This is a genomic window from Halomonas sp. A3H3, assembly GCF_000982975.1.
GTDB lineage: Bacteria > Pseudomonadota > Gammaproteobacteria > Pseudomonadales > Halomonadaceae > Vreelandella > Vreelandella titanicae.
Genome location: NZ_HG423343.1, coordinates 3,150,585 through 3,170,753, shown reverse-complemented (window position 1 = coordinate 3,170,753; position 20,169 = coordinate 3,150,585). Strand labels below are relative to the sequence as shown.

Sequence of the window (20,169 nt, the reverse complement as noted above, 5' to 3'; positions counted from 1 at the left end):
TGGCGGACCGGACGAGACTCGAACTCGCGACCTCCGGCGTGACAGGCCGGCATTCTAACCGACTGAACTACCGGTCCGTTATGCACATCAAATACAGGTCGTACTAGGTACTACTTTCACACTTCCAGACCATCTTTCAAAAGCTTAAGATGGTGGGTGGTACTGGGTTCGAACCAGTGACCCCCAGCTTGTAAGGCTGGTGCTCTCCCAACTGAGCTAACCACCCAATCCATTGGTAAATAATTGCTGTGCTTACCAACTTTTTCTTACCAGCTTAGCTTAGCAGTTATCGTGGCGGACCGGACGAGACTCGAACTCGCGACCTCCGGCGTGACAGGCCGGCATTCTAACCGACTGAACTACCGGTCCGAATTGCGATAACAACTATTAGCAGACGTTGATTTGATGATGGCGGACCGGACGAGACTCGAACTCGCGACCTCCGGCGTGACAGGCCGGCATTCTAACCGACTGAACTACCGGTCCACGTTAAAGCACTTTTAAAACAACCATCGAAGCTAACATTTATAAGCGGTTCAGAGGCGCTTCCAAAGGGTAGACGATGGTGGGTGGTACTGGGTTCGAACCAGTGACCCCCAGCTTGTAAGGCTGGTGCTCTCCCAACTGAGCTAACCACCCGCTGGTCACGTGGCGCTGCATTCTACAGAAGGCTTACCGAATGTCAACATGCCGCGTTTAAAAATCGTATTCTAAACCAGCGCGTTACTCTCTTACGTAAGGCCTGTGCCATGAGCGCGGACGAAGGATGCCGCAACTTGGGTAGCCTCGTCAATCAAAACCGTTTGGGTCAGGCCAGAAAATCGCCGCGGCTTAAAGTCATGGTCGCCATCCGTCAGCCAAGCAAGCTGCGCGTTTGGCGGCAGTGTATAGCCGGCTACCTCGTCTCGAGTACCGAAAGGATCACGCTCACCCTGTAAAATCAGCATGGGGCAGGCAATCTTGGGCCAGTGATCCAAACGAAGCTTGTCAGGCGCTTTAGTAGGATGAAATGGGTAACCTGCTATCACTACACCCGGCGCAGTGCCCTTGCATGGCTGTTCACTGGCAAATAGGGTCGCCACTCGGCCGCCCATCGATTTGCCTCCAATCCATAGCGGTTCGTCAAATAGGTCAGCAAGTAGCGCATACCATTGGGCAAACTGATCAAGGGTCTGGGCGATAGGCGGCGGCGGTCGACGTTTGCCGGTTTCCTGCATCTGCTGCATATAGGGGAAATCAATACATAAAACCTGAACACCCTGAGCCGCCAGCGAGGTGACAAATTGACGCATGAAGGGTGACTGCTGACCAGCCCCTGCGCCATGGGCAAACAGCAACCGACCTAGCTTGGCGTGACCATGAACAGTTAACGGCCCCATGCCCTGCACCAGAAAGGCGCCATTTGGCTGGCGCTTAAGCGCCTCTTTTAACCCCTTGGGAGGCACCTCGATATACCCAGACAAAACGTAATGTGACACCTATCGCTCCTGATAATTCAGTCTTTAACCAATTGGTGTGTTCAGGTTAAGCCCTGGCTGCGCTAGAATCTTGGTCGGATCTTGACCTGCATCATCAAGCGGGTGGTCGCACCCGTGCAAAATGCCACGGGTTACCCCCTAACCGCGTTCGATGGGAACATGACATGAGCACAGCATTTGAACACCCGACCTACAACTACAAGGTGGTTCGGCAGTTCGCGATTATGACCGTTGTGTGGGGCATTGTGGGAATGACAGTGGGTGTCATCCTCGCCTCGCAACTGGTTTGGCCGCAACTGAACCTTGGCCTACCTTGGACTAGCTTTGGGCGCCTGCGTCCGTTACACACTAACGCCGTAATTTTCGCCTTTGGCGGTTCGGCGCTCTTTGCCACGTCGTACTACGTTGTCCAGCGTACCTGTCAGACACGGCTTTTCTCTGACAAGTTAGCGGCCTTTACCTTTTGGGGCTGGCAAGCGGTCATTATCTCAGCGGTAGTGTCCCTGCCCATGGGCTACACCACGACCAAGGAGTACGCTGAGCTTGAGTGGCCGATCAATATTTTGATCGCGGTCGTATGGATCAGCTACGCCATTGTGTTCCTAATGACGATCAAAAAACGCACCACGTCGCACATTTATGTAGCGAACTGGTTCTTCGCGGCGTTTATTTTGACCGTTGCGGTGCTGCATATCGTCAACAACGCGGCCATCCCAGTGACCCCCATGTACTCCACCTCGATCTATGCCGGAGCAGTGGACGCGATGGTGCAGTGGTGGTATGGACACAACGCGGTAGGCTTCTTCCTAACTGCAGGCTTCCTGGGCATGATGTACTACTTCGTGCCGAAGCAGGCTGAGCGTCCGATCTACTCCTACCGTCTTTCAATCGTCCACTTCTGGGCATTGATCATGATCTACATGTGGGCAGGCCCTCACCACCTGCACTACACAGCGCTGCCGAACTGGGCACAGTCGCTGGGTATGGTTATGTCGATCATCCTGCTGGCTCCCTCCTGGGGTGGCATGATCAACGGCATGATGACCCTGTCAGGAGCTTGGCATAAGCTGCGCACGGACCCCACGCTACGCTTCTTGGTGGTTGCTCTGTCGTTCTACGGCATGTCTACCTTTGAAGGCCCTATGATGGCGATTAAGACCGTCAACGCGCTTTCGCACTACACTGACTGGACCATTGGTCACGTTCACTCTGGTGCGCTCGGTTGGGTAGCGATGATCACCATCGGCTCGATGTATCACCTGATTCCGCGCGTCTTTGGTCGCACTGAAATGTACTCGATCAACCTGATCGCCGTGCACTTCTGGCTGGCCACGATCGGAACCGTGCTATACATCGCCTCCATGTGGGTTAACGGTATTCTGCAAGGCTTGATGTGGCGTGCGATCAACCCTGACGGCACCTTGATGTACACCTTTGTTGAAGCCGTTGAAGCCAGCGCACCGGGCTACTTTGTTCGCTTAATCGGCGGCCTCTTCTGGGTCACCGGCATGCTGATCATGGCGTTCAACGTTTACATGACCGTTAAGCGTCGTGAGGCCATCAGCCATTCAGCGCCACAAGCTGCTTAAACCGGGGAAGTTGAGACCAATGAAACACGAGATTGTCGAAAAGAACGTTGGCCTGCTTGCCGTGTTGATCCTTGTCGTGATCAGTTTCGGCGGCTTGGCGGAGGTGGTTCCACTGTTTTTCCAGAAGCAGACCACCGAGCCGGTTGAAGGCCTGGAGCCGCTGTCAGCCCTGGAGCTGGAAGGCCGTGACATCTATCGCCGCGAAGGTTGCGTGGGCTGTCACTCGCAAATGGTGCGCCCGTTCCGTGCGGAAACCGAGCGCTATGGTCACTACAATGTGGCGGGCGAGCAGGTGTATGAGCACAACTTCCTATGGGGCTCCAAGCGCACCGGGCCAGACCTAGCGCGTGTTGGCGGCCGCTATAGCGACGACTGGCACCGTGCTCACCTCTACAACCCCCGGGATGTAGTCCCTGAATCGGTAATGCCGGCTTACCCCTGGCTGTTTGAAAACACCCTCGATGGTGATGCCACTCCCCAAAAGATGCGTACGCTGCGTCAACTGGGCGTGCCCTATACCGACGAAGATATCGCCAACGCTACTGACGACGTACGCGGCACCCAGGAAATCACCGCCCTGGTCGCGTACTTACAGCAGCTCGGAACCGTGCTCGAGGGCACTCGCTAAGTTATGGATACGGGAACTTTTCGCGGCCTCATCACGCTGATCTTGATTTTCGCGTTTATCGGCATTGCCCTCTGGGCGTACTCCAAGCGACGCAAGCCAGATTTCGACGAAGCGGCTAATTTGCCCTTTGCAGACGACGATGAGCAACCGACCAGTGACAAGCACGCTTCGCGTGAACGCGACAGCGAAGCGCATTCCCGCGACGACAGGGGAGATAAGAATATATGAGTAATCTATGGGGTGACTCCCTATCCGGCTTCTGGAGCGCCTGGATCATTATCATTACGCTGGGCACGATCGCGCTGAGCGTATGGATACTGCTGGCCAACCGCCGTACCGATAAAACACCTGACGCGGACGGTAACGTTGAAACCACCGGCCACGCCGCCGATGGCATTGAAGAGTATGACAACCCGCTGCCAAAGTGGTGGTTCCAGCTTTTCGTCATAACAGTAATTTTTGCACTGGTCTATTTGGTACTCTATCCCGGCCTGGGCAACTACGCAGGTATCTTTGGTTGGTCGCAAGAGGGTCAATGGGAAGAGGAAGTGGCTCAAGCCGAAGAGCGCTTCACGCCGATTTTTGCCCAGTATCAGGAGGTGCCCATTCCTGAGCTTGCCGAAGATCCGGAGGCGATGCAGGTCGCTGAACGTATCTACCAAAACAACTGCGCAGTGTGTCACGGCTCCAACGCTCAGGGCGGTTATGGCTTTCCCAACCTGACCGACGACGATTGGCTATACGGTGGTGAGCCAGAAAATATTTTGACCACTCTCAATAATGGCCGTAACGGCCTAATGCCCTCCTGGCAGCAACTGGGTCAGGAGAATATTGAGAACCTGACGCAATACGTACTTTCGCTGTCTAATGAAGAACATGACGAGGCGCAGGCTGAACAGGGCGAAAGCACCTTTATGGCGGTGTGTGCTGCCTGCCACGGCCCCAGCGGCACGGGTAACACGGCTCTCGGCGCACCCAACCTGACCGATAACACTTGGCTTTATTTGGCACCCGGCCAGGAAGTCGGTGACTCTATCCGTCAAACGCTGCGTAACGGCCGTAACGGTCATATGCCTGCGCAAGCGGCCTATATTGGTGAAGAGCGTGTTCATCTGGTTGCCGCCTATGTGTATAGCCTGCGCTTAGCGGACTGATTGACCGCTGACAGATAGCAGTTACCGTCAGCAACGCTAGCCAAGCAAGGGTGCGGCCCCAAACCGCACCCTTTCTTTATACCCAACCCGATACAATATTAACGAAACACATAAGACCGCGACTAAGCATCATATTTAACAAAGCACTTCCTTTAATTGAGCATTTCGTCTAGTTGAAGAAAGGTGCCACCTCTCCTGCCTTCTGAGCCGGGAATATCGCCATGGAAAAGATACCAAGCCAAGACGTCACGCCGAATCCGGTGGGACATCACGTTCCCTCTGAAACGGTTACCCAAGAAATGTACGCCAAGCGGCGACACATTTACGTGCGCGAAATTAAAGGCGTTTTCCAAAAGCTACGGCGCAGTGCCAACTGGGCGTTAATGCTGGCATTTTTTCTTTTACCGTGGATTAACATTGGTGGTCGGCCGTTAATTCTATTCGACCTGCCTAACCGTGAATTCCATATTTTTAGCGCCACGTTTTACCCGCAGGAGTTCATCCTGCTGTCATGGCTGCTGATTATCTGCGCCTTTGGGCTATTTTTTATTACCGTTTTTGCGGGTCGGGTCTGGTGTGGCTACACCTGTCCGCAAAGCGTTTGGACATTTCTATTCATTTGGCTTGAACACCGTATCGAGGGCTCGCGCAATCGGCGCATCAAACTCGATAACCAACCGATGACCGCCGACAAAGCTTGGCGCAAGGGGGCTAAACACACGGCCTGGCTGCTCATTGCCCTCGCCACCGGCATTACCTTTGTGGGTTACTTCACGCCGATTCGTGATTTAGTGACAGAGCTCCCCACCCTTGAAGCTCACGGCTGGTCCTACTTCTGGGTTGGTTTTTTCCTGGTATTTACTTACCTCAACGCGGGCTGGCTGCGCGAACAGGTGTGCATCTACATGTGCCCCTATGCGCGTTTCCAATCGGTCATGTTTGACCGCGACACATTGATCGTCTCCTACGATGAATCACGTGGCGAACCCCGTGGTCATCGCAAAAAAAACCTAAGCCATTTAGAAGCCCGCGAGGCAGGCTATGGCGACTGTATCGATTGTGACCTTTGCGTGCAGGTCTGTCCTACCGGCATCGATATCCGCGATGGACTGCAGTACGAGTGTATTACCTGCGCCGCCTGTATCGATGCCTGCGATAGCGTGATGGATAAAATGGGCTACCCGCGGGGCTTGGTGCGCTACACCACCGAAAATGCTCTGGAAGGCAAAAAGAGCCATATCATGCGCCCGCGCCTGCTCGGCTACTTCGCCGCTCTGGTGCTGATGATGGGCGCCTTTGCCTGGGCCATTAACGACCGCATGCCGCTCAATTTTGACGCTGAACGCGAGCGTACCCAGCTCTACCAAATGACCCGCGACGGTCAGATTAGCAATGTATTTAGCCTGACCATTCGCAACCTGGATGATCAAGACCACACCTACCAGCTAAGCGTTGCTGGATTGCCCAGCCTCACTCTAGACAGCAGTGCTATTAGCGTACCCGCGGGGGAGTCGCGCTTCGAAGCCGTCACCGTGACCGCCGATCCCGACGATTTACAGCAACCCAGCCACCCCATTGTATTCACGCTGCAGGCTCAACAGGATGCGGATATTCGTATCGAGCGCGAAACCAGCTTCCTGGGCAATATTAGGAGATAAGCAACTATGTCATCCCTACCCTCTGGCGATAAGGTGACGCCTTGGTATAAGCAGTTTTGGCCGTGGTTTTTAATCGGCATTCTGCTCTCATCCATTATGTTTAGTATTACCTTTGCCGTTATGTCGGTTAAAAGCTTCGATGGCATGGTTGTTCAGGAGGATTATTACAAGCATGGCAAAGCCATCAATATGGTGCTTGCCAAGCAAGACCGTGCCAGAGAGTTAAACCTAAGCGCAGATTTACGCCTTGATCCGCTTACCAGCGATATTGTGATTGATTTAAGCGGCGATGCGCGTCCCGACAAACTCTATTTGGATTTTATCTTCCCTACCGAAGATGATCGTGATCAATCCTTCGTACTTGAGCATGTCCGTGACGGCCGCTATATCACACAAGGCCCTGACAACCTGCGTTACCGCTGGTATCTGCAGATTCAGCCCGCGCTGGAAAATGCCGATTGGCGCCTTACCGGTGAAGCCACATTCCCCGATGAAGACAGCGTCACACTACTGCCGGGAGGACGCAAAGCAAGCGAATGAGCGACGTAACGACTGCCGCGCCCTGCTACCACTGTGGTAACCCGGTGCCCGCTGGGGCGCCCTGGTCGATTACCCTTGATGATCATGCCCATCCGCTCTGCTGCCCTGGCTGCGAAGCGGTGGCCCATGCCATCGTCGATGGGGGCCTTGAAAGCTACTACCGCTACCGCACCGAACTGCCCGAACGCCCTGATGAACATCAGGCTGCCAAAGCCGATACCTGGTCGGTGTTTGACGACCCCGGACTTCAGGCACAGTTTGTTCACCCCGACGGCGATGAGGGCAACGTCAAAGCGACCCTCGCCATCGAAGGCATTACCTGTGCTGCCTGCGCCTGGCTGATCGAGCACCGCCTGAATGCCTTAACGGGAATTGCCACCAGCGCAGTGAACTTAACTCACCACCGCCTGCGGGTGAGCTGGGATCCTCAGCAGCTGAAGCTCTCGCAACTGCTGGCCGAACTGGCCGCGATTGGCTACGAGGCCCAGCCCTACGAGCCAGACCAGGCCCAGGCGCGCCTGCAGCATGAAGAGCGCATGAACGTACGTCGGCTGATTATTGCCGCCGTCGGCATGATGCAGGTGATGATGTTCTCGATCCCGATCTATGTCTCCGGCCCCGGTGAAATCAGCGAAGACTTCTACGCACTGTTCCACTGGCTCTCCTTTGCCCTGGCCACGCCAGTGGTGTTTTTCTCCGCCCAGCCGTTTTTCCGCAACGCCCTGCGCGACCTGCGCACCGGCGTACTGGGCATGGATGTGCCGGTGTCACTGGCAATCGGCGGGGCGTATCTTGCCAGCAGCTATGCGGTGCTGTTTGACGTGGGCGAGGTCTATTTTGACTCGGTGACCATGTTCACCTTCTTTTTGCTGTTTGGCCGCTACGTGGAGAGTCGCGCCAGGCGCCGCAGCGGGCATAGCGGCAATGCGCTGAGCGGCGTGCTGCCGATTTCGGCCACACGGCTGGAAAGTGACGGCAGCGAGCGCATTCTGCCCGCCAGCGAACTCACTCCCGGCGATCGCGTATTGATCAAGCCCGGCCATGGCGTGCCTGCCGATGGCATCATCGAGGAGGGTGAATCGAGCCTGGACGAATCAATGCTGACCGGCGAATACCTACCAGTAACCCGCCGAGTGGGCGACCGCATTACCGGCGGTAGCCAAAACATGGAAAACCCGCTGGTGATAAGGGTTACCCACGCAGGGCGCGATGCCCGTGTAGCGGGTATCGTCGATCTTACCGACCGTGCCTTTGCCAGCCGCCCGCGGCTAGCCCAGATGGCTGCGCGTATGGCGCACCTATTCGTGCTGCGCCTGCTAGTAGTCACAGCCTGCGTGACTATCGCCTGGTGGTTTATCGACCCCTCGAGGATGCTCTGGGTGCTACTTTCGGTGCTGGTGGTGACCTGCCCCTGCGCGCTGGCGCTGGCCACTCCCGCGGCACTGGCAGCTGGCCATGGCCAACTGCGAAAGCGCGGTGTCTTGATCACCCGCGCCGATGCCATGGAGACGCTCTCTAACGTTACCCGGGTGATTTTTGATAAAACCGGCACCCTGACCCGCGGCGAAATGCACCTTACCCAAACCCAGCCCTTTGGTGAATTAACCGCCGAGCATGCACGGGCCATTGCCGCCGCCCTTGAGGCCCACTCGGAACACCCGATCGCCCGCGCCTTTAGGCCGTTCCGGGATGCGACCCTGCAAGCCAAAGATATTCACAGCCACACCGGGCAAGGGCTCGAAGGGAGCCTAAACGGCGCTCGTTGGCGGTTGGGCAAGCCCAGGTTTGCAATAGATAGCGCAATGGATAGCACAATAGATAGCACCGAGGATGACGTCATAGCGGCGCCGGCCAAAGGTCAGTGGCTGCTGCTTAGTGAAAACGGTGCACCCCGCGCCTGGTTTGGCCTGCACGATGGCGTTCGCGACGACGCTGCCGCCACGATCAAAGCCCTCCAGACTCTGGGGTTAAGCGTGGAGCTGCTATCTGGTGACACCGAAGATGCCGTGGAAAGCCTGGCCGATCAGCTCAATATTGCCATCTGGCATGCGGGCACCAGCCCGGAAGGCAAGCTGGCCCGGATGAAAGAGCTTCAAGCCGCAGGCGAAACTGTGGCGATGATTGGTGACGGCATTAACGACGTGCCGGTGTTAGCCGGTGCCGATGTGGCGATTGCCATGAATGGCGCAACGGACCTAGCCCGCACCCGCGCCGACGCAGTGCTGCTCAGCCCACGCCTGATGCGGATTTTTGAGGCCATCGAGATTTCCCGCGCCACCCGGCGTATCATGCGCCAGAACATGATTTGGTCAGTGTGCTACAACTTTTCGGCGCTGCCGCTGGCGGCAATGGGTCTGGTGCCGCCCTGGCTAGCTGCAATTGGAATGTCGCTTAGCTCGCTAGTAGTGGTGGGTAATGCCCTGCGACTGTCGCGCTGGCGACCTCAGCCCGCGCCAACGCTCGACACCTCAACACCGGTGGCCGCATGACGATTCTTTATCTGTTGATCCCGCTTTCCCTGATTTTGCTGGGCCTCGCCGTCTGGGCGTTTTTCTGGGCGGTGAAAAATGATCAGTTCGATGACCTAGAAGGCCCAGCGCACCGCATTCTATTTGATGAGGATGAAAACGATCTTAGCCCTGAGCAGCGCCGCCAGCATCAGCAGGCAAAGCAAAAATCTTCCGAACCATCAGCGGCAGACACACCCGACGACCAAGAGCCTCGGCCATGAATCCAACGGGGCTTGATCTGCCGCCGCTAATGGCGGCGTTTGTGTTTGGCTTGATGGGCGGCGCCCACTGCATTGGTATGTGTGGCGGCATTATGAGCGCGCTCACCTTTGCAGTCCCCCCCAGCATGCGTCATCCGGCGCGCATGGGAGGCCTGCTGCTCAGCTACAACACAGGCCGCATTGTTAGCTATATGAGCGCAGGCGCGCTGGTGGCACTGCTAGGCACGCTGTTTTCCCTTTCTGCTACGGCACGCCTGCTACTCCAGGTATTTGCCGCACTGATGCTGATCTTAATGGCACTGTATATCGCCAACTGGTGGAAAGGGCTGCTCAAAGTGGAGGCCGTTGGCCGGCGACTATGGCGCTTTATCGAACCCGTGGGGCGTCGCTTGATGCCCGTAGTGCATATTCCCCAAGCCTTCGCCCTGGGAGCGCTCTGGGGCTGGCTCCCCTGCGGGTTGGTCTACTCCATGTTGGCCTGGAGCTTAGCGATTGCCGACCCGCTTCAGGGCGCTCTACTCATGGGCGCCTTTGGGCTTGGCACCCTACCTGCGCTGCTTGCCACTGGCCTGGCTGCCCGCCAGCTCAGCCATTTGATACGTCACCCCGCGACCCGCAGCGTGGCAGCGCTGACAATTATCGCTTTTGCACTGTGGCAACTGTGGACGCTTTCGGTACACAACCTCTAATAGCATGACGTGGCTCAACATTTACCTCCTAACCACGGGTTAGGCTAGCGGCATTTCCTAACGTCGGAGCGCCCCTTCATGCCCGTTCATACCCCTGCTGCCTTGCCTCTTGCACCCGCTGCTGCCGCAGCCCCTATGCAGCCGGTGTGGGACGAAGCGTTACTGAGTCGCTACGACACCAACGGCCCACGCTACACCTCCTACCCCACGGCGCTGTCGTTTCACGACCAATTTACCCCTGGCGACCTGACCCAGGCATTGGAGCGTAGCAATGCCAGTAAGCGTCCGCTCTCTCTGTACGTTCATGTGCCCTTCTGCCGCAAGATCTGCTTCTACTGCGCGTGTAATAAAATCGCTACCAAAAACACTGCCCTTGCCGAGCCCTATATAGCCCGGCTTGACCGTGAAATGGTGCTGACCGCACGCCACTTGGATACATCACGACCGGTGGAGCAGTTGCATTGGGGCGGCGGCACGCCGACATTTCTCAGTTTGAACCAGATGGGCGACCTGATTGATCGACTGGATGCACGTTTTGGTCTTTCATCGTCTGCTGATCGCGATTACGCAATTGAAATAGATCCTCGCGAAGCGGATGTGTTTACGCTGCGCCATCTCGAATCCCTCGGCTTTAATCGCATCAGCCTGGGCGTGCAGGATTTAAGCCCGCTGGTGCAGAAAGCGATTAACCGTATTCAGCCTCGGGTACTTACCGAAACGCTGATGGAGGAGGCGCATCGCCTGGGCTTTCGCTCGCTCAATCTCGACCTAATTTATGGCTTGCCATTTCAGACTGAAAAGAGCTTTGCCAACACCCTACGCCAGGTGATCGAGCTCAACCCGGCGCGCCTTTCTGTGTTTAATTACGCGCATATGCCCGAGCGTTTTGCCCCGCAGCGGCGCATTAATGTCGATGACTTGCCAGGCGGAGAAGAGAAGCTAGCGATTCTGCGCACCACCATCGAAATGCTCACCGCAGCTGGCTATGTGCATATCGGTATGGATCACTTTGCCCGCCCTGACGATAGCCTGGCTATTGCCCAGCGCGAAGGCTCGCTGCAGCGCAACTTCCAGGGCTACTCCAGCCATGCTCAGTGCGACTTAATCGGGCTTGGCGTATCGGCGATTTCCCGTATTGATGACGTCTATGCGCAGAATCCTAGCGATCTGGCCCGCTACGAAGCGGCGCTGGATCAGGGGCAGCTTGCCACCGTGCGTGGCATACGCTTAAGTGATGACGACCTGATCCGCCGGGATGTGATTGAGCGGCTGATGTGCAATATGGGCATTGACCTGACCGCCGTTAGCCAGCGCTGGAACATTGATGCCCCACGCTACTTTGCGCCTGCGCTTGAGCGCCTGCAAAGCGCCGAGCAAGATGGCCTGCTGGCACGCAGCGGCGACCAGCTTAACGCAACGCCAATGGGTCGACTGCTGATTCGCCATATAGCAATGGCGTTTGATACCCATCTTTCCGGGCAAACGGGACAACAGTATTCTAAGATTGTTTAATCACCTTATTGCAGGCATGCTAAAGCGACTATAATAAGTAAGGATTTTCTAATTGATAAGCGGGACCCTCTCAAGGAGCAAAGCATGTTGGAACCCATGAGCCGTCGGCGCTCGCTACTCCATGAAGCTCGCTGCCAAACCTGCAGTTTGAGCTCACTGTGCCTGCCACTTGCCCTTGAGCTGGACGACGTGGGGCAGTTTGACGCCATTATTCGTCGTCGCGCGCCGCTGAAAAAAGGCGAACCGCTGTTTCGTCAGGGCGACACCTTTACCAGCGTTTACGCAGTCCGTTCGGGCAGTTTGAAACAGATCACCGCCGAAGGTAACGGCAGCGAGCAGTTGACCAATTTCTACCTGCCCAGTGAATTGGTGGGGTTGGATGGCATTGACGAAGAGCATTACCCCGGTAGCGTTATCGCCCTGGAAACGACCACCGTCTGCGAGATTCCTTTTGACCGCCTGGACTTACTCTCGGAGGAGCTGCCCGAACTGCGTGGCCAGCTTTATCGCAGCATGAGCAAAGAGTTGCGCGATGACCGGCGTATGATGCGGCTACTTTCGCGTAAAACCGCCGATCAGCGGCTGGCAAGTTTTTTGATTACCCTCTCGGATCGTTTTCGTCGCCGGGGCTACTCGCCTTACAGCTTTCGCCTCTCAATGCCCAGGGCTGATATTGGCAACTACCTGGGCTTAGCGGTGGAAACGGTCAGCCGCATACTAAGCCGCTTTCAGCAGCAGAGTGTGGTGGCGGTCTCCGGGCGAGAGGTCAACATTCTCGATATGCCGCGCTTGATTACCCTCGCCGAAGAGGAAGAGCAAACAGTTAGCTGACGTTAAAGGCTTGGATACGCCCCGCCAGTAGCTCTGCTTGCTTGGCCTCAAGGCCTTCAAAATCGAACAGGCTGCGGTCGGCCAACTGGGAAGGGGCAATGTTGGTGACAGCCTTGAACATGCTCTCCAGGCGGCCAGGAAACTTTTTGTCCCACTCGGCGAGCATCTCTTTGACCACCTGACGCTGCATATTAGGCTGGGAGCCGCACAGGTTGCAGGGAATGATTGGGAACTCCATCAGCCGCGAAAACTCAGCGATATCCGCTTCTTTGCAGTAGGCCAACGGCCGAATAACGATATTCTTCCCATCATCGGATAGCAGCTTTGGCGGCATCGCTTTCAGGTTGCCGCCAAAGAACATATTGAGAAACAGTGTTTCGAGAATATCTTCCCGGTGATGGCCCAGGGCTATCTTATTGGCGCCAATCTCTTCGGCAAAGCCATACAACGAGCCGCGCCGCAGCCGTGAACAAAGCGCGCAGGTGGTTTTACCTTCCGGGGTTTTCTCTTTTACCACCGAGTAAGTATCGCGCTCGACAATGTGGTACTCCACGCCCTGCTTATCCAGATACGCAGGCAATACGTGCTCGGGAAAACCCGGCTGTTTTTGATCCAGATTGACCGCTACCAGCGAAAAATTGACCGGCGCATTGCGCTGCAAATTGCGCAAAATCTCCAGCATCGTGTAGCTGTCCTTACCTTATATGCCAAATTTTTTAAAAGAGGAAGAGTGAGTGAGTAAAGCATTACAATACAGTCACTTAATTTTCTTTCTTCTAAAGAAAACAAACACAAGCCATACAAAAAATTCATTTTTTGTAAAAAAAAGCTTTAAGCAAATGCAGTTGATCAAAATATAACCAAAGACAGCCCAGATACACCAATGTATTCTTTACAAAATCATAGGTTGATTGCTTCTATAAAATTGGTCGAAGAAACATCTACACTGCCAGTATGGTTCGAGATGACTTTACTAGACCTGTCGATATCGAGATTGTGGAAATCGAAAAGATTTAAGTCAGCTAGTTGGCTTGGACTTACATTCTGGATACCGTTAAATATGTTTTCAATACAACCCGCTTTTTGTTTTTCCCAGCCTGCCAACATGTTTTTTATATTCTGTCTTTGTAAGTTCTCCTGAGAACCACAAAGATTACATGGAATAATTGGAAATTCTACAATTGATGCCAGCTTAGCAATATCTTTCTCACGACAATAAGAAAGCGGTCTTATTACAATATTTCTGCGATCATCACTTAGCAGCTTAGGAGGCATTGCCTTTAACTTACCGTTAAAAAACATATTCAAAAAAAGAGTTTCTACAATGTCATCCATGTGATGGCCAAGAGCTATTTTTGTAGCCCCAATCTCCTCAGCAAACCCATATAGAGAACCCCTTCTAAGTCTCGAACAAAGTGAACAAGTAGTTTTCCCTTCAGGAGTTTTCTCTTTAACAATTGAATATGTATCCTTATCTATAATATAATAATCAATATTATTCTTTTTGAAGAAGCCAGGAAGAACATGCTCCGGAAAACCGGGTTGTTTTTGGTCGAGATTCACAGCGACCACATCAAAATTAATCGGTGCTACTCTCTTCAAATACAACAGAGTATCAAGCATAACAAATGAATCTTTGCCACCACTTATGGCAGCCATTACTTTGTCACCATCTTCAATCATAGAATAATCACAAACAGCTCTCCCAGCGTTAGCCCTTATTTTTTTATAAAGCTTGTTCAAATCCATCTTTTCTTTAGGCTTCATAAACCACCATTAAAATAAAAGTTATAAATAAATAACAAATCAAAATCTTCATAACCAATATTCTAAATCAGATGGCATAAATTTTCGACAGATGAATTGAGATATTCGATGGGAGATAGAGTGTTTCAAATTCCTGAGCTAGCAGAAGCTTCAGATGCATGAGCATATGACCAACATTCGACATTTTGTCGATTCGCAATCTCGCTAAGTTGAGATTGGGTGCTTTGTTCGCTAGAGCTGACTCGGTGCGTATTCCGGCGAACGTGACCGGTCATTCCGGTGATCGTGACCGATTTGCACACGGCCTTCACGCTGGAGAGAGTTTTGTACGCTGAGCGGTCACGATGGGTCAACCGATTCCGTTTTTTGTGCGTTGGTTTTTCTCAGTGATTCCCCTTTCAGATTGAGTCGGTGAGCGCCGTGCAGGAGCCGATCCATGATGGCGTCTGCCAGCGTGGCGGAGCCGATGTAGTCATGCCAGTGCTCCGTGGGTAACTGGCTGGCGATGAGGGTGGAGCCCCGCCCGTGTCGGTCTTCGATTACTTCCATCAGGTCCTGCCGCTGCTGCGCCGTGATCTTCTGCATGCCCCAGTCATCCAGGATCAGCAGGTTGGTCTTCAGCAACTGGTTCATCAGCCGACCGTAGCTACCATCACCGTGCGCGATGCGCACCTGCTCGAACAGGCGCGGCACTCGCAGGTAGCGCACCGAGAGGCCTTGCCGGCAGGCCTGATTGCCCAGGGCACAGGCCAGCCAGGTCTTGCCGCAACCGGTAGGCCCGGTGATGCACAGGTTCAGGGACTGGCGGATCCAGTCGCTGCTCGCCAGGGCCGCCATACGCGAGCGTTCCAGTCCCCGGGGATGACGGTAATCGATGTCTTCGATGCACGCCGGCACGCGCAGGCGGGCGGCCTTGAGCAGCCGGTCCAGCCGACGGTTTTCCCGGTGCAGCACCTCCCGATCCACTAACAGGGCAAGGCGTTCCTCGAACGCCAGGTCGTGGGTTTCCGGTTGGGCGCGTTGTTGTTCCAGGGCATCGCCCATGCCCGTCAGCTTGAGGTGGCGCAAGGTATCGAGGGTGTTGTGCGTTAGCATACGTTTCTCCGGGATCAGTGGTAGTAGTGGGGGCCGCGAACGTTGGTGTGAACCGGCAGCTCGGTCAGTTCCGGTGGCTCCTCGACCAACGGCAGCGGTAACTGATCCAGCCCCTGCTTCAGGATCGAGGTGATGCTCTGGTAACTGGCGGAGTGGATGGCCAGCGCCCGGGCACAGGCCTGCTCCAGGCGATCACGACTGTAGCGCCGACTAAGGTTCAGAAGTCCCAGGCAGGCGCGGTAACCATGTTCCGGATGAGGCCGATCCTTGAGCTGCTTCTGCACCACGCCCAGCGTGCCGGGGCCGATGTCATTGGCCCAGTTCAGGAACCGTCCCGGTGACCAGTTCTGATGGGCCTGGTGCGATTTAGGCATGTGTTCAGTCAGGGTGGCGAAGCGGCCCTTACCATGACGAGGATGTAGCGCCACTCGCTGCCCTTTGTGCATGACCTCCACGGAGGTGTCGGTCACCCGAACGTCCAGCTTCACCCCCACCAGGGCGTGGGGCACGCTGTATAGCCGCTTCTCGATCTCGATGTGATAGTCGATACCCGGCCGTGCCTTACGCCACTCGGCGTAGGTGTAGGGCGTGGCGGGGAGTGGTCGTAGTGCCGGTCGGTCGAGGGCATCGAACAGGCTTTGACGACTCTCTGTCCGTCCTTGGAACGGGCGCTGGTTCAGCGCTGGTAACAACGCGGCGATGGCGGCGTTCAACTCGGCCAGAGAGAAGAACGTCTGGTGCCGTAACCGGGCCAGGATCCAGCGCTCGACCAACAGCACGGCGGCTTCAGCCTTTGCCTTGTCCTTGGGCTTGTAGGGACGCGCGGGCAGCACCGCCGTCTGATAGTGAGCAGCCAGTTCAGCGTAAGTCTCGTTGATCTTCGGGGTGTAACGGTCCGCCTTGGTGACCGCTGCCTTGAGGTTGTCCGGAACCAGCAGTGCCGGCACCCCGCCGAAGAACGTCAGCATCCGTTGGTGGGAGGCGATCCAGTCCGGCAGGCTCTGGCTCCCGATGGCCTCGGCGAAGGTGTAGCTGGAGGCGCCAAGCACGGCGACAAAGACCTGGGCCTGACGCATCTCTCCGGTGCTCCGGTCCACCACCGGCACGGTCGGTCCGCAGTAATCGATAAAGACCTTCTCGCCGGCCCGGTGAACCTGGCGCATGCTGCGCCGTTGCCGCCCCCGCCAGAGCCGGTAGTGGTGGCAGAATTGGCTGTAGCGGTAGGCCTTGTCGCCGTGGCGTTCCGTGTACTCGGCCCAGAGCAGTTGCAGGGTAACGCCCTTGGTCTTGAGTTCCTGATGAACCTGGAAGTAATCCGGCTCAGCAAAGCGTGAGGGCGGTGCCTTGACGGGGAACAGCCGTGCTTCCAGCCAGGCCTCATCAGCATCCTCGGGCAACGGCCAAGTGATGCCCTTCGCCTGGGCCTGGCTGACGTACTTGCCGACCACGCCTTTGGAGAGACCACAGGCGCGGGCAATGCGGTCGTGGCTCAGGCCTACTTCGTGCTTGAGGCGCAAGACCTCGATCTGTCGCATGGAAATCCTCGCAGCCGGCATCCGCACTTCCTCGTGATGAAAAAGAAGGGTATGCCGAATAAAGTTAAAGAATTCCAGCGTGTTGGATGTGATTCCGGGGGAACGTGACCGATGATTCCGGCAACGTGACCGGCGATTCCGGAAAACTGCCCAAAATCGGTCACGATAAAACGGAATGCGCGGTCACCATCATCCAGAACAGACGGTCACGTTCAAACGGAATGGGCGGTCACGATAGGGCGGAATACGCACTCGGAGGTAGCCGATCGTCGCCATTGAGCTGTATTCTCAATTTTGGATCATAAAATGGGGCTTTCTTTTGAACCTTAGCTATAACCCCAAACGACACTTATTACCCATTGAGTTTTAAAGATAATAGAAGCGTGTCAAAAGGTACACTTTATGAACCTTGAAGATGGGTGGGGGTAGCCATGGAAAGAAAAAACTACATTAGCGATAATAGATACTGCCGGTAGTATTGAGAAAAGCTCAGCGTCAGTAATGAAGCCTCAGTAACTTGCAGCTCGCGCTTACCGTTCTGCTCTTTTACGGAAAGGGGATTATCTTCACTTTCTTTTGCGCCCTCGGTATTGCCATCGGCGTGCTCAGCGTGGGATTTAGTTAGACGATCATTAAGCTTTTTTGCCTGCAGCGTGGATTGATCCTCGGGAAGGTCATTGGCGATTCTTTGCGAGTATTTACGTAGGGTAGGTTCAGCGATCACGTAAAGCCACGCCTCTCTGTCATCAGTGCCCATCTTTCTTAAGATGCGACCAAGAACCTGCCTGTAGTGAAGCTCGGTACGAATGCGACTGAGGTAACAGCAAACTGAAAGACGCTGTATATCTGTGCCTTCAGAAATCATGCTAACCGCTACAATCCAGCAGGTGTTGTCATGCCGAAACCGGTCGATTAGTTGCTGAGCCCGAGGTGTTTTACTGGTGACCACGACATAGCTTTGATGCTTAGCATTCAGTATTGCAGCAATTTGGTGGGCATGCTCAATATCCGTTGCCACCACTAGCCCCCCAGCTTGAGGGGTCTTATGTCGGGTTTCACTCAGCTGATGAATACCTATATCCAGCACAGCATTGAGGATGTCATCATGGCGCAACAGGTCTTCGTAGCTAACGGGTGACTCACTGAGTAGTTGAGAGAAGCATGAAAACCCTCGAACAGACTCAGTGTTTTCTTTTTCCTCGACGAGCCTGATTAAAGGGTTATCGATCAGCGTAATCCGTGGGGCTCTGCAAACGCCCTCGTTCACAGCACTTTGTAGGTCATAACGATAGTCACAGATCAGCTGCCCTTCTGGATCAGAGTACCGTGCCAACGCGATAGGAAGGTCATCAGAACGCCAAGGGGTTCCAGACAAGCCTAGGGTATAAGTAGCTTGATCCTGGATATTCCGAATAATCTGCTGTCCCCATGTGTTACTAAGGAGAGGATCATGACCTGCGCAGTGATGAATTTCGTCGAAGATAGCTAATACGCGGAATTTTTTAAAAATATCCCAAAATTCTTCCTGTTGGTATTCCATGGATTGGTAAGTATAAGCGGCTCCTGCGGATGCAATGACGTTTCCAAAACGCTGATCTAAAACAGCAGAAAACGTGCGCTGCATACCTGCAACCACTTCCCGCGTAGGGGCAAAGCAGATAACGAAGTCGATAAGCTGTTCTTCAAGCAACCACTTGGCCAATTCGGCGGCAAGACGCGTTTTCCCGCTACCCGGGGTTGCCTGAACGAAATAATCACGGTGGCACTGATAGTGTGCTTTGGCCTTGTCTAAACAGTCCGCTTGCCACTTCCGCAATACAATCATGAGCCACTGAGGCGGCTTATGGCCTTTTCTAAAGCACTGACATGGCCTAAAAGACGTGAGCTACGCTCGTGAGCACTGCGGTAGTCAATTGAAAGGCTATTATTAAGCTCCGGATGGTCCCTCATAAGCTGCTGGAAGGCCTCCACTTCCCCTAAAGATTCCAAAAACCGGCTTTGCGCCTCATTTAACTTTTTTTCCAATACAGTGTAGCTATCGGCAGGCGCCTTTGCTGCTTGCCTATTCTCTTCGCTATTTGACTGGCTCGCATCATGGGTGACTGACTCATTCGATGTTTGAGGATGAGTACGTTGTAGCCATGAGACAAAGTCATCTTCATCAGTATCAAGATCAGCTTCTATCAACATAGAGCTTACATGGTACTTCTGGCCGCGGCTCTTTATCTCACTATCCTTCTCTACAAACTGGGCCTTAATTAACTTTCTGACGCGCTCATAAATAAAGCGACGCAGTGGCGCTTTATGCACTGGATTTATGTCGTATTGCTCAATGTACTGATCCCGGAGGCTTTGAACGCAGAATGTAACATTTTCTGGTTTCAGTAAGAGTTCAATGATTCGCCTATCTATGCTCGGGAGGTTACGGGACATGGGTATGGGCATCAAAGGAGTGAAAATACGGATTATAAGCCGTGGCTCGATAGGCCGCAACGCTCGATAGTCCTGCCTCATGACCAATGAGGCAGATATGGAAGAGCTGGCAGTCGCTATCGGAAAAAACATTAGGGAAAAGCGCCGAGCGAATGGCCTCTCTCAGGATCGCTTTGCATTAGTAGCAGGCATTGATCGTAGCTACATGGGAAGGATAGAGCGTGGAGAAGTGAGCATCACCATTGAGATGCTGTATAGGATCGCAGCGACATTACAGTGCGAGCCGATAACCTTGCTCCCTAAGATGTCTTCTATACGTTTACCTAAGGAAGGTCTGAATAACTGCCGATATTCATCAACGCTTACTTGAGCCGACAAAAAATCGAAAATTCAGACACTCTTCTCCCTTTCTTTGTGTATTTTTGCTCCTTTCCCGCTCATTGAGCGGGAAAGGAGCGCAATCGCCCTATTCCCATAGGTATTTCTCACTGATCAGCAGGTTGCTGAACGCCGCCAGCAAGTGCAGGCG

The 20,169-nt window shown here is 54.4% G+C and carries 18 protein-coding genes, 5 tRNA genes and 1 pseudogene; 12 read left to right on the top strand and 12 right to left on the bottom strand.

What is annotated here, in order from left to right; translation table 11 throughout:
- From HALA3H3_RS14055 to HALA3H3_RS14030, 6 genes are all read right to left on the bottom strand, one after another.
- A tRNA-Asp gene (locus HALA3H3_RS14055) sits at window positions 1-77 on the bottom strand.
- A gap of 73 nt (window positions 78-150) precedes the next feature.
- Window positions 151-226, bottom strand: a tRNA-Val gene (locus tag HALA3H3_RS14050).
- A gap of 66 nt (window positions 227-292) precedes the next feature.
- Window positions 293-369: transfer RNA gene (locus HALA3H3_RS14045), tRNA-Asp, on the bottom strand.
- A 40-nt stretch (window positions 370-409) separates the two neighbouring features.
- Window positions 410-486, bottom strand: a tRNA-Asp gene (locus HALA3H3_RS14040).
- 77 nt (window positions 487-563) lie between these two features.
- A tRNA-Val gene (locus tag HALA3H3_RS14035) sits at window positions 564-639 on the bottom strand.
- Between the two features lie 92 nt (window positions 640-731).
- On the bottom strand, window positions 732-1,478 hold the full coding sequence (locus HALA3H3_RS14030; RefSeq protein ID WP_022522230.1) for an alpha/beta fold hydrolase: 747 nt from the start codon (window positions 1,476-1,478) through the stop codon (window positions 732-734).
- Window positions 1,479-1,642: 164 nt separating this feature from the next.
- Here HALA3H3_RS14030 and ccoN point away from each other — a divergent pair, with 164 nt between their 5' ends.
- The 11 genes from ccoN (at window position 1,643) to fnr (ending at window position 12,810) form a co-directional block, all read left to right on the top strand.
- Window positions 1,643-3,067 carry a cytochrome-c oxidase, cbb3-type subunit I gene (gene ccoN, locus HALA3H3_RS14025; RefSeq protein ID WP_022522229.1) on the top strand — a complete coding sequence of 475 codons (1,425 nt, stop codon included), beginning with the start codon at window positions 1,643-1,645 and terminating at the stop codon, window positions 3,065-3,067.
- A gap of 19 nt (window positions 3,068-3,086) precedes the next feature.
- Window positions 3,087-3,695 carry a cytochrome-c oxidase, cbb3-type subunit II gene (gene ccoO, locus HALA3H3_RS14020; protein WP_022522228.1) on the top strand — a complete coding sequence of 203 codons (609 nt, stop codon included), beginning with the start codon at window positions 3,087-3,089 and terminating at the stop codon, window positions 3,693-3,695.
- A 3-nt stretch (window positions 3,696-3,698) separates the two neighbouring features.
- Window positions 3,699-3,923 (top strand): CcoQ/FixQ family Cbb3-type cytochrome c oxidase assembly chaperone, encoded by a 225-nt coding sequence (locus tag HALA3H3_RS14015; protein WP_022522227.1) that lies wholly within the window; start codon window positions 3,699-3,701, stop codon window positions 3,921-3,923.
- Window positions 3,920-4,849 (top strand): cytochrome-c oxidase, cbb3-type subunit III, encoded by a 930-nt coding sequence (gene ccoP, locus HALA3H3_RS14010; protein WP_009287408.1) that lies wholly within the window; start codon window positions 3,920-3,922, stop codon window positions 4,847-4,849. Before HALA3H3_RS14015 ends, ccoP begins: the two co-directional genes overlap by 4 nt.
- A 221-nt stretch (window positions 4,850-5,070) precedes the next feature.
- On the top strand, window positions 5,071-6,507 hold the full coding sequence (gene ccoG / locus HALA3H3_RS14005; RefSeq protein ID WP_022522226.1) for a cytochrome c oxidase accessory protein CcoG: 1,437 nt from the start codon (window positions 5,071-5,073) through the stop codon (window positions 6,505-6,507).
- 6 nt (window positions 6,508-6,513) lie between these two features.
- Window positions 6,514-7,047, top strand: a complete 534-nt coding sequence (locus HALA3H3_RS14000; RefSeq protein ID WP_009287410.1) for a FixH family protein — start codon at window positions 6,514-6,516, stop codon at window positions 7,045-7,047.
- Window positions 7,044-9,536 carry a heavy metal translocating P-type ATPase gene (locus HALA3H3_RS13995; RefSeq protein ID WP_022522225.1) on the top strand — a complete coding sequence of 831 codons (2,493 nt, stop codon included), beginning with the start codon at window positions 7,044-7,046 and terminating at the stop codon, window positions 9,534-9,536. Before HALA3H3_RS14000 ends, HALA3H3_RS13995 begins: the two co-directional genes overlap by 4 nt.
- Window positions 9,533-9,778 (top strand): cbb3-type cytochrome oxidase assembly protein CcoS, encoded by a 246-nt coding sequence (gene ccoS, locus HALA3H3_RS13990; RefSeq protein WP_022522224.1) that lies wholly within the window; start codon window positions 9,533-9,535, stop codon window positions 9,776-9,778. The genes HALA3H3_RS13995 and ccoS overlap by 4 nt, the downstream gene beginning before the upstream one ends.
- Window positions 9,775-10,467: a sulfite exporter TauE/SafE family protein gene (locus tag HALA3H3_RS13985; RefSeq protein ID WP_022522223.1), complete on the top strand. Its 693-nt coding sequence runs from the start codon at window positions 9,775-9,777 to the stop codon at window positions 10,465-10,467. The genes ccoS and HALA3H3_RS13985 overlap by 4 nt, the downstream gene beginning before the upstream one ends.
- A 78-nt stretch (window positions 10,468-10,545) precedes the next feature.
- Window positions 10,546-11,979, top strand: coding sequence for an oxygen-independent coproporphyrinogen III oxidase (hemN, locus tag HALA3H3_RS13980; protein ID WP_022522222.1), 1,434 nt, complete (start codon window positions 10,546-10,548; stop codon window positions 11,977-11,979).
- A gap of 84 nt (window positions 11,980-12,063) precedes the next feature.
- Complete coding sequence (fnr, locus tag HALA3H3_RS13975) at window positions 12,064-12,810, top strand: fumarate/nitrate reduction transcriptional regulator Fnr (protein WP_022522221.1); 747 nt, start codon at window positions 12,064-12,066, stop codon at window positions 12,808-12,810.
- On the opposite strand, the pseudogene ttcA (HALA3H3_RS13970) reads toward fnr, so the two are convergent.
- From ttcA (HALA3H3_RS13970) to HALA3H3_RS13945, 6 genes and pseudogenes are all read right to left on the bottom strand, one after another.
- Window positions 12,803-13,510: pseudogene (gene ttcA / locus HALA3H3_RS13970) on the bottom strand (tRNA 2-thiocytidine(32) synthetase TtcA); the annotation flags it as partial. The gene fnr and the pseudogene ttcA (HALA3H3_RS13970) sit on opposite strands and share 8 nt — an antisense overlap.
- Window positions 13,511-13,710: 200 nt before the next feature.
- Complete coding sequence (gene ttcA / locus HALA3H3_RS13965; protein WP_022522219.1) at window positions 13,711-14,577, bottom strand: tRNA 2-thiocytidine(32) synthetase TtcA; 867 nt, start codon at window positions 14,575-14,577, stop codon at window positions 13,711-13,713.
- A gap of 339 nt (window positions 14,578-14,916) precedes the next feature.
- A complete protein-coding gene (istB, locus tag HALA3H3_RS13960; protein WP_022522218.1) occupies window positions 14,917-15,672 on the bottom strand; it encodes an IS21-like element helper ATPase IstB in 756 nt (251 codons plus the stop codon).
- 14 nt (window positions 15,673-15,686) lie between these two features.
- Entirely contained in the window at window positions 15,687-17,228 is a 1,542-nt protein-coding gene (gene istA / locus HALA3H3_RS13955) for an IS21 family transposase (RefSeq protein WP_022522217.1), read from the bottom strand.
- Window positions 17,229-17,652: 424 nt separating this feature from the next.
- Window positions 17,653-19,032 (bottom strand): DEAD/DEAH box helicase, encoded by a 1,380-nt coding sequence (locus tag HALA3H3_RS13950; protein ID WP_022522216.1) that lies wholly within the window; start codon window positions 19,030-19,032, stop codon window positions 17,653-17,655.
- Window positions 19,029-19,640, bottom strand: coding sequence for a hypothetical protein (locus HALA3H3_RS13945; protein WP_022522215.1), 612 nt, complete (start codon window positions 19,638-19,640; stop codon window positions 19,029-19,031). Before HALA3H3_RS13945 ends, HALA3H3_RS13950 begins: the two co-directional genes overlap by 4 nt.
- 97 nt (window positions 19,641-19,737) lie before the next feature.
- Between HALA3H3_RS13945 and HALA3H3_RS13940 the strand changes: the two genes are divergently transcribed.
- Window positions 19,738-20,010: a helix-turn-helix domain-containing protein gene (locus HALA3H3_RS13940; protein WP_022522214.1), complete on the top strand. Its 273-nt coding sequence runs from the start codon at window positions 19,738-19,740 to the stop codon at window positions 20,008-20,010.
- Window positions 20,011-20,169 lie beyond the last annotated feature (159 nt).